This window comes from Rhizobium herbae (genome assembly GCF_019511375.1).
GTDB classification, from domain to species: domain Bacteria; phylum Pseudomonadota; class Alphaproteobacteria; order Rhizobiales; family Rhizobiaceae; genus Pararhizobium; species Pararhizobium herbae_A.
Genome location: NZ_JAEUAO010000001.1, coordinates 343,042 through 356,368 on the forward strand (window position 1 = coordinate 343,042; position 13,327 = coordinate 356,368).

The window sequence follows — 13,327 nt, forward strand, 5'->3', positions numbered from 1 at the left end:
GAAAGCGTCTATTGCCGGAAAACGTGCCAAAGTTGTGTCGAAAGATTTGAAATCGGGGTGCCGATCGCCCCGACTACGGACAGAATCCGATGGAGCGGTTAGCGTTCCGTTAATCAGAAGCACGACTTGTTGCGGCGGAGCCGCCGGCACCTCATTGCCAGACGACGATTCGTGCCTTGGCCGGCACCCGCTCGTAGAGATCGATCACGTCCTGGTTCAGAAGCCGCACGCAGCCCGACGACACCGCCTTGCCGATCGACTGCCACTCCGGATTGCCATGCAGCCGGTAGAGCGTGTCCTCGCCATTCTGGAAAATGTAGAGCGCCCGCGCGCCGAGCGGATTGTCGAGCCCAGGCGGCATGCCGCCGTTCTCGATCGAATATTTCGCAAGGCTCGGCTGGCGGGCGACCATCTCGTTGGGTGGCTTCCAGTGCGGCCAGGCCTGGCGCCAGTGGATCACGCCGTCGCCCTGCCAGGCGAAGCCTTCGCGGCCGATGCCGACGCCGTAGCGCATCGCCGTGCCGCCCGGCTCGACGACATAGAGGAGCCGCGACGGCGTGTCGACGACTACGGTGCCGGGCGCCTCGCTCGTCGGGTCGTAGACGCGCTGCCGGTAGAATTGCGGGTCGATCTGTTGATAGGGCACCGCCGGGATCAGATAGCCACCATCCTCCACCGGCCCGTACATCACCTGCAGTTCAGCCTCCGAGGGTGGCCCGACCGGCCTCTGGACGATGCCAGGCGTCGGTACCGGGCGTCGGCGCAAGGGACCGGTGGTGCAGCCGGCAAGCGTGCCAGCCGATGCCGCAAGCGCCGCGAGAAATCCCCGGCGGGAGAAACGATTGTCGATTGTCATGAGCCCCATCGATCGCATTGCAGTGACGCAGCCCCGTCCCTGCCTGACGATGGTGGACGACGGTCGGCCGGTGCCGCCCCATCGCGATTCGTCGGGCAGAATCGGGTCGCGATTGTTATGCCGCTATTCGCGCCGGTTTCCAACGCCGCAAGACAGCCCTGCCAACACGATTTGCCGCCCGGTCACCGCATCGTGATGCGCCGTGACGGGACGGAGGATGCCTGCTGCGACGCATTGGTAAAATTCGTCTCAAATGCGAGCACCCGATTTCACGTAAATGAAATGGCGCCTGGATTAATGCGAATGGATTGCACACCTGAAGGAGCCCCCGTCACCGGGCAGATCGTCATGAGCCAGGTCATTACCATGTCAGCCACCACGGCGGCTTACGCGGCGCAGGCCGTCAAGCCGTCCGCGCGGATGAGCGGCGATGGCCCGGCCGAGGAAGCGATCACCTTGCTGTCGGCACGGCCGAAGGACGATGTGGCCAAGACGCATGCCTCGGTCGCGGCTCTGCGCAGCCCGACATCGCTGTCGCTGATGCTGATGAGTTCCAACGGCCGCCAGCCGCAAGGCACGCGTGGCGACGTGGTTCGCCGCTACATGGAGTTCGGTCCAGACGAACCGGAAGCCGACGAGAACGCCGAGGCCCGCGAAGGATAGACTGTCCCTTGCAGGAGGAAGACGGCGGCGCAGTGTTCCGCGCCGCCCCGTGACGGGAAATACTCAGTTGTGCTTGTGGGTGCCGCCAGCGGCATCGCCGACGGCAAGCATGTAATCGACCTTGCCGGCCTTTTCGAAGGTCAGGGTCACCGGCACGCTATCGCCCTCGGCAAAGGGCTTTTTCACATCCATGAACATCAGATGCAGGCCGCCGCTCGTCAGCGCGACGGTTGCGCCGGCCGGAATGGCGATCCCCTGCTCCAGCTTGCGCATCTTCATCACGTCGTTCTGCATCGTCATCTCGTGCAGTTCGACGCGGCCCGCCGCCGGGCTCTCGACGGAGATCAGGGTATCGTCCTCGCTGCCGTCGTTCTTCACCGTAAAGCCGCCGCCGCCGACCTTGGCGCCTGGCAGCATCGCCTTGAGGGCGCCGCCGGAAATCTCGAGCGATCCGGCCTTGACCGTCGTCGTGTTGCCCCTCCCCGCCATTGCCGCCATGTCGTGGCCGTGATGCCCTGCGGCCGTGGCCGGTGTCACGGTGACCGTCGGCGCCGGATGTTTCAGCGAATGGGCGTCCTGGCCGACAGCGGGAATCTCGTCCCAGACCAACTTGTCGGTTGCGCCGCAAAGCTGCGTTACCGGGAAGGCGATCTCAGTCTGCTTGTCGAAGCCGGAGATCGTCCCCTTGATGACGAAGGTGTCGTAATAGTCGTCCGACAGATTGCCGTTCTTCCAGCGGATTTCGAGCGGCCCGGACGTCACCGTCGTGCCGTGATTGTCATAGCTCTTCTGGTAGTCTCCCCTGATGATCTCGATTTCCCAGCCGGCCTTCGGCTGCGGCTTGGCGAAGACGAAGCCTTCCGGCAGTTTCACCTGGACTTCGGTCGTCGCCTTTCCGTCGCAACCGTGCGGTATCTGCAGCACGGCCTTGAAGCCGCTTTCCGAGGCAGCTTCGTCGTTTTCGAAAGACGCATGCGCATGGGCAGCTGCGGCCCCGGCCAGCGAAAGGATGAATGCAAGAAGGGCTGTTCTGGTCTGTGTCATTGATCTGGTCTCCGCACCGGAATTGCTACAGCGGCAATCCGGTCAACGCCGCATCAAGCGGCTGAAGTGACTAAAAACATGGAAGGATCGCTGAAGCGATGAGGTCAGATCGACACCGGAGGTGCCCGCGACTGCGGCAGGGTGCGCGGATACTCGACGAAAATGGCCGGAAAATCCGCCCTGCCTTCGGCAGGCGCGGCCACCCGGAGGATGAGATAGGCATCGCTCGGCGGCGTCGGCAAGGCAATCGAAGCGGCGAGCCGGCAATAGTCGCAGAGCGGTACAACGCCTTCGTGCGAGGCATTGCGCGGGCCATTGTGATCGACACCCTCCGATCCGAAGCAGATGTCGGCAATCGTGCCATCCGGCAGGACGTAGTTCGCCGCCATCTCCGGGGCAAGCTGTCGGGCGAACGCCGGCTGATGCGCAAAGGACAGGAACAGGAGGGCAAGTGCTAAAAGCACGCGCACCATCATCTGCCACTGTCGTCCGGCTCCGGCCATCGATTGTCCTCGTCTTGGCCGCCTGCGTTATCGTTTCGGTACGAAAAAAGCAAAGGCTACTTTGACGCACCGAGGAGGTATGTTGAAACAGTTGCGGCAAAAATCTGTTCGAGCGCGACATTTTGCGCTTGCCAAGCAATTGGGATCGCCGTTATCTGAACCCGATCTTGTTGGGAGAATCCGGTTGATACCGGTGCCGAAGGAGCAACCGCCCCGGAAACTCTCAGGCCAAAGGACCAGCAAGGTGCCAAAAGGACTCTGGAGAGAAGCGTTTTCGCTCGCCGAAGGGATAACAATCTCAGGCAAAGGGACAGAGGGGGCTCGAGGATACGCCGCAGTCAATGCGCGTGGAGATGAGCCGGCGCGTTGCGCCAGACCTGGAGGCCGGATTTGGACGATCATTCTCCCCTGAAACGGACACCGTTGCATGCGCTGCACGTGTCACTTGGCGCCCGCATGGTGCCCTTTGCCGGCTATGACATGCCGGTGCAATATGCGGCCGGCGTGTTGAAGGAGCATCTCCACACCCGCGCCGCTGCCGGCCTGTTCGACGTTTCGCACATGGGCCAGATCATCCTGCGGCCGAAATCCGGAAAGATCGAGGACGCAGCCCTTGCGCTTGAAAAGCTCGTGCCGGTCGACGTGCTCGGCCTTGGTGAAAACCGCCAGCGCTACGGGCTGTTCACCAACGACCAGGGCGGCATTCTCGACGACCTGATGATCGCCAATCGCGGCGACCATCTTTTTCTCGTCGTCAACGCCGCCTGCAAGGATGTTGATTTCGCGCACCTGCAGGACCATCTCGGCGCGACCTGCGATCTCGCCTTGCTCGATGACCGCGCGCTGATCGCGCTGCAGGGGCCGCGCGCCGAATGTGTTCTTGCCGAACTGTGGGCGGATATCGCCACCATGCGCTTCATGGACGTGGCCGAGGCCGACCTGCATGATGTGCCCTGCATCATTTCCCGCTCCGGCTATACGGGCGAGGATGGGTTTGAAATTTCCATCCCGGCCGCCTCCGCCGAAGACGTCACGCGCCGCATCCTCGAGCATCCGGATGTCCTGCCGATCGGCCTTGGAGCCCGCGATTCGCTCCGGCTGGAAGCCGGGCTCTGTCTCTATGGAAACGATATCGACACCGGCACGACCCCGGTCGAGGCCGCGCTTGAATGGGCGCTGCAAAAGGCCCGCCGGGCCAGTGGCGCGCGCGAAGGCGGATTTCCCGGCGCGCCGATCATCCTTGGCCAGTTTGCCGAAGGCGCCGGTCGCCGGCGCGTTGGCCTGAAGCCGGACGGCAAGGCCCCCGTGCGCGGCGGCGCGATGCTCTATGCCGATGCGCAGGGTCACACGCAAGCCGGCGTCGTCACGTCGGGCGGCTTCGGCCCGAGTGTCGATCATCCGGTTGCCATGGGCTACGTCGCGGCTCCCCATATAGCAAACGGCACCCAACTTTTCGCTGAGGTGCGCGGCAGATACCTGCCCGTCACCGTCTCATCCCTTCCCTTCATCACCCCGACTTACAAACGTTGATCCGGAGCAAAACCCGATGCTGAAATTTACCGACGAACACGAATGGCTGAAAATCGAGGGTGACGTGGCGACCGTCGGCATCACCGCGCATGCAGCCGAACAGCTTGGCGATCTCGTTTTCGTCGAACTGCCGGAAACCGGAACGAGCCTCGACAAGGGCGCAACGGCGGCCACGGTCGAATCCGTCAAGGCCGCTTCCGACGTCTATTGCCCGCTCGACGGCGAAATTATCGAAAGCAACCAGGCGATCGTCGATGACCCGTCTCTGGTCAACAGCGATCCGCAGGGCGCCGGCTGGTTCTTCAAACTGAAGCTCGCCGATCCGTCTGCCGCCAATGCGCTGCTCGACGAGGCCGCCTACAAGGAGCTGATCGCCTGATGAGCATGCCAAAAGACTTCACCTTCACCGACTACAAGCCGTATGACTTCGCCAACCGCCGCCATATCGGGCCCTCGCCCGACGAAATGGCGGCGATGCTCCAGGTAATCGGTTATGACAGTCTCGACGCGTTGATCGACGACACGGTTCCCCCGTCGATCCGCCAGAAGAGCCCGCTTGCCTGGGGGGCCGCGATGACCGAGCGCGAGGCGCTCGACAAGATGCGCGAGACGGCCAACCGCAACAAGAAGCTCGTGTCGCTGATCGGCCAGGGCTATTACGGCACGATCACGCCGCCAGTGATCCAGCGCAACATTCTCGAAAATCCTGCCTGGTACACGGCCTATACGCCTTACCAGCCGGAGATCAGCCAGGGCCGCCTGGAAGCGCTCCTGAACTACCAGACGATGGTCTGTGACCTCACCGGCCTCGACGTTGCCAACGCCTCGCTGCTCGACGAGGCAACTGCCGCTGCCGAAGCCATGGCGATGGCCGAGCGCGTGTCGAAATCCAAGGAAACCGCATTCTTCGTCGACGAGAATTGCCATCCGCAGACGATCGCGCTGATCAAGACGCGCGCCGAACCGCTCGGCTGGACGGTCGTCGTCGGCAATCCCCATACCGATCTGGAATCGGCAAGCGTCTTCGGCGCGATCTTCCAGTATCCCGGCACCTACGGCCACGTGAGCGACTTCACCGGTCTGATCGCCCGTCTGCATCAGGCCGGCGCGATCGCGGTCATCGCCGCCGATCCGCTGGCACTGGCTCTGTTGAAGTCGCCGGGCGAAATGGGCGCCGACATTGCCATCGGCTGCACCCAGCGCTTCGGTGTTCCCGTCGGCTACGGCGGCCCGCATGCGGCCTACATGGCCGTCAAGGACGCCTACAAGCGCTCGATGCCCGGTCGCCTCGTCGGCGTGTCGGTCGACAGCCGCGGCAACCGCGCCTACCGGCTTTCGCTGCAGACGCGTGAACAGCACATCCGCCGGGAAAAGGCGACATCCAACATCTGCACGGCACAGGTGCTGCTCGCCGTCATGGCATCGATGTATGCGGTTTTCCACGGTCCGAAGGGCATCAAGGCAATCGCGCAGAGTGTTCACCAGAAGACCGTTCGGCTCGCCATGGGGCTCGAGAAGCTCGGCTACACCGTCGAGCCTGACGTGTTCTTCGACACGATCACCGTCGATGTCGGCAAGCTGCAGGGGATCATCCTGAAGACGGCTGTCGCCGAGGAAGTAAACCTGCGCCGGATCGGCACCACCAAGATCGGCATCAGCCTTGACGAGCGGTCGCGGCCGGTGACGCTGGAGGCCGTCTGGCGGGCGTTCGGCGGCGATTTCAGCGTCGAGGACTTCGAACCCGGCTATCGTCTGCCGGGAGGGCTGCTGCGCACCAGCGAATATCTCACTCATCCGATCTTCCACATGAACCGGGCGGAAAGCGAAATGACGCGCTATATCCGCCGCCTGTCGGACCGCGATCTGGCGCTCGATCGCTCGATGATCCCGCTCGGCTCCTGCACGATGAAGCTGAACGCGACAGCGGAAATGCTGCCGATTACCTGGCCGGAATTCTCGGAGATTCATCCGTTCGTGCCGGCGGACCAGGCCGAAGGCTATCGCCACATGATCACCGACCTGTCGCAGAAGCTCTGCGCGGTGACCGGTTACGATGCGATCTCCATGCAACCGAATTCCGGTGCACAAGGCGAATATGCCGGGCTCTTGACGATCCGCGCCTATCACCTTGCCAATGGCGACGGTCACCGCGATGTCTGCCTGATCCCGACCTCGGCTCACGGTACCAACCCGGCCTCCGCGCAAATGGCCGGTATGAAGGTGGTGGTCGTCAAGGTCAGCGACAACGGCGACATAGACATGGAAGATTTCCGTGCAAAAGCAGCGCAGTACGCTGAAAACCTCTCGTGCTGCATGATCACCTATCCGTCCACCCACGGCGTGTTCGAGGAGAACGTCCGCGAGGTCTGCGACATTGTCCACAAGCACGGTGGCCAGGTCTATCTCGACGGTGCCAACATGAACGCCATGGTCGGCCTTGCCCGGCCGGGCGATATCGGCTCCGACGTCAGCCATCTCAACCTGCACAAGACCTTCTGCATTCCGCATGGCGGCGGCGGCCCGGGCATGGGACCGATCGGCGTCAAGGCTCACCTGGCACCCTTCCTTCCGGGACATCCGGAAACGGACGGCGGCGAAGGTGCCGTGTCGGCAGCGCCGTTCGGCTCGGCCTCGATCCTGCCGATCTCGTGGAGCTACTGCCTGATGATGGGCGGCGAAGGGCTGACGCAGGCAACCAAGGTGGCGATCCTCAACGCCAACTACATCGCCGCACGCCTGAAGGGCGCCTACGGCGTGCTCTACAAGTCAGCCAGGGGCCGCGTGGCGCATGAATGCATCATCGACACGCGCCCACTGGTGGACAGCGCCGGCGTCACCGTGGACGACGTCGCCAAGCGGCTGATCGACTGCGGTTTCCACGCGCCGACCATGAGCTGGCCGGTCGCCGGCACGCTGATGATCGAGCCGACGGAATCGGAAACCAAGGCCGAACTCGACCGCTTCTGCGATGCCATGCTGGCGATCCGCGCCGAAGCTCAGGCGATCGAGGACGGCCGGATGGACCGGGTGAACAATCCGCTGAAGAACGCGCCGCATACGGTAGAAGACCTCGTCGGCGACTGGGACCGCCCCTATTCGCGCGAACAGGCCTGCTACCCGCCGGGCGCCTTTCGCGTCGACAAATACTGGTCGCCTGTCAACCGCGTCGACAATGTCTTCGGCGACCGCAACCTCGTCTGCACCTGCCCGCCGCTGGAGGCCTACGCCGAGGCGGCAGAGTAACGCTTGAAACCAGGGGGCGCTTCATGCGCCCCTTCCCATGCTGCGGTCGTTGCGTGAATCCTGCCGGCTGCCTCGGAACCGTTAAACCGCGTCCGGCAAGGTCAGGACAAAGCGCGCGCCCTGGCTAAAGGACGTGTCGAGCTCGATCGAGCCGTTATGGCTGTCGGCGATCCGTTTGGCCAATGCCAGCCCGATTCCTGTGCCCGGATAGACCGATTCGTCCCGGTGAAGGCGTTGCAACACATCGAAGATCTTCTTCGAAAACCGTGGATCGATACCGATGCCGTTGTCCTGGAAATAGATCCGGACACAATCGTCAATCGTTTCGCTATAGATGCTGATGACCGGCTTGACCCCCTCGCGGCGATACTTGACCGCATTGCCGATCAGGTTCTGGCAGAGCCGCTTCAGCAGTTCTGGATCGCCCTTGACCTGCGGCAAGACATCGAACTCGAACCTTGCGTCTGCCTCCCGAATGAACGTGTCCAGATTGAGGATGGCGTCGGAAACAACGTCCGACATGGAAACCGTCTGCCAATGGGTGATCTGGTCGGCGATCTGGGCGTAATCGAGGAGGCTGTCGATCAGTCGATCCATGCGCCGGGCGCTCTGGCGCAGATAGTCGGCATAGACCGGCAGATCTGCGAAATTGCCGCTCGCGACATCTTCGCTGATCATCTCCGAAAACATCGATATGTGGCGCATCGGCGCCTTCAGGTCGTGAGAAACCGTGCCGGTGAACTGGCTGAGCGCTTCGTTCTTGCGCTTCAGCTCGGCACTTTGCTGGGCAATCCGCACCTGCTGTCGCTTCAACTCGGTGATGTCGCGCCCGGCAGTGATGTATTCGACAAGGTTGTCACCGTCGAACACCGCCATGTTGGACCAGAAGATCCAGAAGTCACTGCCATCGGCCAAAGACCGGCGCTGTTCGCGCGCGAAGATCGGATCCTCCGGCGAGAGGTTCCTGAGAAGGCGGACCATGCGTTCACGGTCCCGTTCCGGAACAAGGTCCAGAAAGGGCTTTCCGGCAAGCGCGCTCGCCGGCTTGCCGATGAACTCGGCATAGGTCTCGTTGACGAAGGTGCACGTCAGGTCCGGAGAAATCCGACAAATGAAATCCGGCAGGTTCTGGACGAGCGTGTAATATTCCAGCCTCTGCCGGTCGAGCGCCAGTTCCGCCTCCTTCAGGGCCGTGACATCGATGCGCAGGACGACGGTATTGCCGTCACCGGCCTTGAGGTTCTCCGCCTGCATCCAGCGCCCGTCACCGAAGGGAAACAAATGCGGCTTGCCGCTCGGTTGGCGAAAATCCTGCAGTCGGCTTTCGATCCACGCCGAGGCCTCCGGCGAGCCGCTCGGCATGGACGGATAGTTGCCTGCGTCGTGGACGGCTACAAGGATTTCCTCGGCGGACATGCCCATCTGGAGACCGTCACCGGCCTTTCCCAGTATGCGCCTATAGGCTTCATTGAAGGCGATCAGTTTTTCCTGGCTGTCGAAAATCGCAAAGCCTTCCGGTATCGCTTGCAGGGCGGCGTCGAACATCTCGGCGGTCTTCCTTCGCGCCCTGTCGAGCTCGAGAAGATCCGAAATGTCCTGCACGACCCCGATGAAGCCCTGCGCCGTGCCATCCTCGCCGCGGATTGCGGTGACCCGCAGACGGGCGGAAAACACCGATCCGTCCTTTCGACGGTATTGGTAGACGTCATCGGAAACGTCCTCGCCGGCGCGTTCGCGCGTGTCCCGGCTGAGATAAGCGTCGTAGTCTTCGTCCGTGGCATAAAGTATCCGCGCCGGACGGTTGGCGATTTCATCCGCCGTATAACCGAACTGCTTGGTGATCGCGGGATTTGCGGAAAGGATGATCCAGTCGGAATCGATAACGACAACCGGATCGGGAAAGCTGCCGTAGAGGGCCTGGACGAAATGTTTCTGCGCAATCGGCATCGCGTTACTCAATTCCAGGCCCGGCCGCGTTTGTCAGATGTGCATAAAAACAGAAAAAGAGACTGGCGGAAACCAGTCTCCCTTGGAATTCTCGTGCAAATGTCTGCCCTTGCGCCGAAAGCCTAGCCGGCTCGCACGACCGCATCGCCCTTGGCCGCGAGCGCCGCGAGGTCCGCCGGCTTCAGTTCGACCGACTCGCCGCAGCCGCAGGCGGAGGTCTGGTTCGGATTGTTGAAGGTGAAGCCCGAGCGCAGTGTCGTCACTTCGAAGTCCATGCGGGTACCGAGCAGGTAAAGGACGGCTTCCGGCGCGACCCAGACCTTGGCGCCCTGATGCTCGACGAAATCGTCCTTGGGATTGGCTGTAGTCACCAGGTCGATGGCGTATTCCATGCCGGCGCAACCGCCCTTCTTGATCGACACGCGAATACCCTGCGCATCGCCGCCGGCATTCTCGACGATCGCCTTGACGCGACTGGCGGCCGCATCGGTCAAACTCATCACTGCAAAGCCCATCGGCCATTCTCCTTAGCGCAGTCAGGTTCAAGGCCTGATGCTTTCCCGAGTCCAGAATGTAATGTGCGGCGGTTAAGGGATCAATACGCCTGCCGACTGATCAGTACCAGCCGACGGCCACCTGCGCCTCTTCCGACATGCGGTCCGGCGTCCATGGCGGATCGAAGGTCATGGTCACCTCGACGCCGGACACGCCTTCGACAGCACCGACCGCATTCTCCACCCAGCCCGGCATCTCTCCGGCCACCGGGCAGCCGGGCGCGGTCAGCGTCATGGCGATCTTGACCATCCGGTCGTCTTCGATATCGATCTTGTAGATCAGCCCGAGCTCGAAGATGTCGGCCGGGATTTCCGGGTCATAGACGGTCTTCAAGGCCGAGATGATATCGTCGCTGAGACGCGCCAGTTCGTCGGCCGGGATTGCGGAATGGACGATCCCTTCGCGGACATCGATCTTCTCTTCGGTCGTATCAAGGCTCATCAGACTATTCCTTACGCAAAGAATTTGCGGGCATGACCCAGCGCATCGACGAGCGCATCCACTTCGGCTCGCGTATTGTAGAGACCGAAGGATGCACGGCATGTGGAGGTGACGCCAAAGCGTTTCAAGAGCGGCTGGGCGCAATGCGTTCCGGCCCTGACAGCGACCCCCGCCCGGTCGATCACCATCGACACGTCGTGGGAATGGATCCCTTCGAGCTCGAAGGAGAAGATACCACCCTTGCCGGGCGCCGTCCCGAAGATGCGCAACGAATTGACGGATGAAAGGCGTTCAAGCGCGTAGGCCGCCAGATCGGCTTCGTGGGCGGCAATGGCCGCGCGGCCGAGCTTTTCCATGTAATCAAGCGCATAGCCGAGACCGATCGCCTGGACGATCGGCGGCGTGCCCGCTTCGAAGCGGTGCGGCGGATCGTTGTATGTGACGGTGTCTTCGGTCACCTCGACGATCATTTCGCCGCCGCCCATGAAGGGTCGCATTTCCTTCAAGCGGTCCGCCTTGCCGTAAAGCACGCCGACTCCCGATGGACCGTAGAGCTTGTGTCCGGTCATCACGTACCAGTCGCAATCGATGTCCTGGACATCGACCGGCATGTGGACCGCGGCCTGGCTGCCGTCGATCAAAACCGGGATGCCGCGCTCATGAGCAATGCGGCAGATCTCCTTGACCGGAACGACCGTTCCCAGCGCATTCGACATATGCGTGATAGCCACCAGTTTGGTGCGGTCGCTCAGGCACTTGACGAAATCATCGATATGAAACACGCCCTGGTCGTCTACCGGCGCCCAGACGAGCTTTGCGCCCTGCCGTTCGCGGATGAAATGCCATGGCACGATGTTGGAGTGATGCTCCATGATCGAGATGACGATCTCCTCGCCCTCGCCGATCTTCGGCATGCCGTAGCCATAGGCAACCGCATTGATCGCCTCCGTCGAGGACTTTGTGAAGATGATATTGTCGACGGACGGCGCGTTCAGGAAGCGACGCACCTTTTCGCGTGCGCCCTCATAGGCATCGGTCGCGGCATTCGACAGGAAATGCAGGCCGCGATGGACGTTGGCATATTCGTTGGCATAGGCATGGGCAACGGCGTCGATGACCACCTGCGGCTTCTGCGCCGAGGCGCCATTGTCGAGATAGACGAGCGGCTTGCCGTAGACGGTCCGCGACAGGATGGGAAAATCCCGGCGGATCGCTTCGACGTCGTAGCCAGGCACCGGCACCGTATGTTCCATGTCGTTGTCCAATCAGGCGTGCGTCTCGAGCCAGGCCGCGATGATCGCTTCCAAAGGCTCGATCACGGCTTCGTCTTCCAGTTCCTCGACGATCTCGTCGACGAAGGCATTGACCAGCATGGCCCGCGCCTTGTTTTCCGGAATGCCGCGGGCACGCAGGTAAAAAAGCTGCGTCTCGTTGATATCGATGACCGTTGCGCCGTGGCCGCACTGGACGTCGTCGGCAAAGATTTCCAGCTCCGGCTTTGCCGAAAAATCGGCGTCGTCGGAGAGGAGCAGCGTGTTGCATGCCATCTTCGCGTCGGTCTTCTGGGCATCGGGAGCAACGCGGATCTGCCCCTGGAAAACGCCCTTGGCGCGGCCGAGAAGGACGTTGCGGATGATTTCCGTCGATGTCGTGTTCGGAACGTCATGGCCGAGCGTGAAGGTCACATCCGTATGCGTTTCGCCGCCGAGCAGATTGATGCCGCGCAGCTTGAAATCCGAGCCTTCGCCTGTCGTGACGCCATGAACTTCCTGGCGAACCAGCTTGCCGCCGGCATTGATGACGAACAGCCGCAGCCTGGCATTAGTACCAAGGTCGAAATTGACCTGCGCCAGATGGCTGTCGGCATCACCCTGCTGCTGCAGGATGATCCAGGTGATTTCCGCGCCCTCGTCGAGGATCAGGTCGCAAACGGTCGTCACGAGGCTCGGCGCGTCGCCGACGGAAAGATGGCGTTCGATGACCACGGCCTTCGTGCTGGCGCCGCACGTTACCGGGAACCGGGTGTGGCTCTGGCCGGCGCTCTGCACCAGCTGAAGTTCCAGCGGCTGTTCGAGCTCGGTGCCTTCCACAACCTCGATCTCGAAACCGTCGCGCACGAAGCTGCCGTTGATACGGCCGATCGCGTCGTCGGCATCGCGCTCCACGAGATCGGCCGCCGCAACGCCCTCAACGAGGCTGTCGGCATAGGAGCGGACGTTGACGCCGGCGGGCGCACCCTTGGTAGCGGCCTTGCCGTTCAGGACAGCGAGTACCGACGAACCGGCGACCAGCGGGTCAACCTGCTGCGCGAATGCGGTTGGGTCGACAGCCGGAACGCTGCGCAGAAGTGCGCGCAGGTCGGTATAATGCCAGGATTCGACGCGGCGCGTCGGCAGGCCCTGTTTGCGCAGATCGGCAAGCAGCGTGTCGCGCGCCGAAAGCACGGCGCCTTCGCCGGGCAATTCGCCGATCTGGGCGGTATAGGCATCGACGAGGGCCGTTTCGGCGGCCGTCATCGTTATCGCCGTTTGCATGTTCATCCCCA

General features: G+C 62.3%; 12 protein-coding genes and 1 riboswitch. Of the genes, 4 read left to right on the forward strand and 8 right to left on the reverse strand.

The genetic code is table 11. The features are described 5' to 3' along the window. Positions 1 to 151: 151 nt before the first annotated feature. The gene (locus JNB71_RS01730) at positions 152 to 856 is read right to left on the reverse strand and encodes a L,D-transpeptidase (protein ID WP_220370119.1); all 705 of its coding nucleotides are present in this window, start codon (positions 854 to 856) and stop codon (positions 152 to 154) included. 303 nt (positions 857 to 1,159) lie between these two features. On the opposite strand from JNB71_RS01730, the gene JNB71_RS01735 reads away from it, so the two are divergent. Next, entirely contained in the window at positions 1,160 to 1,519 is a 360-nt protein-coding gene (locus JNB71_RS01735; protein WP_223215721.1) for a hypothetical protein, read from the forward strand. Between the two features lie 63 nt (positions 1,520 to 1,582). Here JNB71_RS01735 and JNB71_RS01740 read toward each other — a convergent pair whose 3' ends face one another. Both JNB71_RS01740 and JNB71_RS01745 read right to left on the reverse strand, forming a co-directional pair. Then, complete coding sequence (locus tag JNB71_RS01740; protein ID WP_220370120.1) at positions 1,583 to 2,563, reverse strand: copper chaperone PCu(A)C; 981 nt, start codon at positions 2,561 to 2,563, stop codon at positions 1,583 to 1,585. A gap of 104 nt (positions 2,564 to 2,667) precedes the next feature. Then, positions 2,668 to 3,066, reverse strand: coding sequence for a DUF2946 family protein (locus JNB71_RS01745; RefSeq protein ID WP_220370121.1), 399 nt, complete (start codon positions 3,064 to 3,066; stop codon positions 2,668 to 2,670). 161 nt (positions 3,067 to 3,227) lie between these two features. Beyond that, positions 3,228 to 3,315, forward strand: a riboswitch (glycine riboswitch). 141 nt (positions 3,316 to 3,456) lie between these two features. Here JNB71_RS01745 and gcvT point away from each other — a divergent pair. Genes gcvT through gcvP form a run of 3 tightly spaced genes read left to right on the forward strand, consistent with a single transcriptional unit; the run spans position 3,457 to position 7,839 of the window. After that, a complete protein-coding gene (gcvT, locus tag JNB71_RS01750) occupies positions 3,457 to 4,596 on the forward strand; it encodes a glycine cleavage system aminomethyltransferase GcvT (RefSeq protein ID WP_220370122.1) in 1,140 nt (379 codons plus the stop codon). Between the two features lie 16 nt (positions 4,597 to 4,612). Further along, on the forward strand, positions 4,613 to 4,975 hold the full coding sequence (gene gcvH, locus JNB71_RS01755) for a glycine cleavage system protein GcvH (protein WP_220370123.1): 363 nt from the start codon (positions 4,613 to 4,615) through the stop codon (positions 4,973 to 4,975). Then, entirely contained in the window at positions 4,975 to 7,839 is a 2,865-nt protein-coding gene (gene gcvP, locus JNB71_RS01760; protein ID WP_220370124.1) for an aminomethyl-transferring glycine dehydrogenase, read from the forward strand. Before gcvH ends, gcvP begins: the two co-directional genes overlap by 1 nt. 81 nt (positions 7,840 to 7,920) lie before the next feature. Here the strand turns inward: gcvP and JNB71_RS01765 are convergent, their stop codons facing one another. The 5 genes from JNB71_RS01765 to sufD all read right to left on the reverse strand — a co-directional run bounded on the left by JNB71_RS01765 (position 7,921) and on the right by sufD (position 13,322). Beyond that, a complete protein-coding gene (locus tag JNB71_RS01765) occupies positions 7,921 to 9,786 on the reverse strand; it encodes a PAS domain-containing sensor histidine kinase (RefSeq protein WP_220370125.1) in 1,866 nt (621 codons plus the stop codon). 122 nt (positions 9,787 to 9,908) lie between these two features. Further along, the gene (sufA, locus tag JNB71_RS01770; RefSeq protein ID WP_220370126.1) at positions 9,909 to 10,301 is read right to left on the reverse strand and encodes a Fe-S cluster assembly scaffold SufA; all 393 of its coding nucleotides are present in this window, start codon (positions 10,299 to 10,301) and stop codon (positions 9,909 to 9,911) included. Positions 10,302 to 10,401: 100 nt separating this feature from the next. Continuing rightward, positions 10,402 to 10,782: an SUF system Fe-S cluster assembly protein gene (locus JNB71_RS01775; protein WP_220370127.1), complete on the reverse strand. Its 381-nt coding sequence runs from the start codon at positions 10,780 to 10,782 to the stop codon at positions 10,402 to 10,404. A gap of 11 nt (positions 10,783 to 10,793) precedes the next feature. Next, the gene (locus JNB71_RS01780) at positions 10,794 to 12,035 is read right to left on the reverse strand and encodes a cysteine desulfurase (RefSeq protein ID WP_220370128.1); all 1,242 of its coding nucleotides are present in this window, start codon (positions 12,033 to 12,035) and stop codon (positions 10,794 to 10,796) included. Positions 12,036 to 12,047: 12 nt separating this feature from the next. Further along, positions 12,048 to 13,322, reverse strand: a complete 1,275-nt coding sequence (gene sufD / locus JNB71_RS01785) for a Fe-S cluster assembly protein SufD (protein WP_220370129.1) — start codon at positions 13,320 to 13,322, stop codon at positions 12,048 to 12,050. Positions 13,323 to 13,327: the final 5 nt, after the last annotated feature.

Bases quoted from the DNA above. Each gene is read 5' to 3' on its own strand.
- JNB71_RS01730 (WP_220370119.1), bottom strand. From the start codon at position 856: ATGACAATCGACAATCGTTTCTCCCGCCGGGGATTTCTCGCGGCGCTT.
- JNB71_RS01735 (WP_223215721.1), top strand. From the start codon at position 1,160: ATGGATTGCACACCTGAAGGAGCCCCCGTCACCGGGCAGATCGTCATG.
- JNB71_RS01740 (WP_220370120.1), bottom strand. From the start codon at position 2,563: ATGACACAGACCAGAACAGCCCTTCTTGCATTCATCCTTTCGCTGGCC.
- JNB71_RS01745 (WP_220370121.1), bottom strand. From the start codon at position 3,066: ATGGCCGGAGCCGGACGACAGTGGCAGATGATGGTGCGCGTGCTTTTA.
- gcvH (WP_220370123.1), top strand. From the start codon at position 4,613: ATGCTGAAATTTACCGACGAACACGAATGGCTGAAAATCGAGGGTGAC.
- gcvP (WP_220370124.1), top strand. From the start codon at position 4,975: ATGAGCATGCCAAAAGACTTCACCTTCACCGACTACAAGCCGTATGAC.
- JNB71_RS01765 (WP_220370125.1), bottom strand. From the start codon at position 9,786: ATGCCGATTGCGCAGAAACATTTCGTCCAGGCCCTCTACGGCAGCTTT.
- sufA (WP_220370126.1), bottom strand. From the start codon at position 10,301: ATGGGCTTTGCAGTGATGAGTTTGACCGATGCGGCCGCCAGTCGCGTC.
- JNB71_RS01775 (WP_220370127.1), bottom strand. From the start codon at position 10,782: ATGAGCCTTGATACGACCGAAGAGAAGATCGATGTCCGCGAAGGGATC.
- JNB71_RS01780 (WP_220370128.1), bottom strand. From the start codon at position 12,035: ATGGAACATACGGTGCCGGTGCCTGGCTACGACGTCGAAGCGATCCGC.
- sufD (WP_220370129.1), bottom strand. From the start codon at position 13,322: ATGAACATGCAAACGGCGATAACGATGACGGCCGCCGAAACGGCCCTC.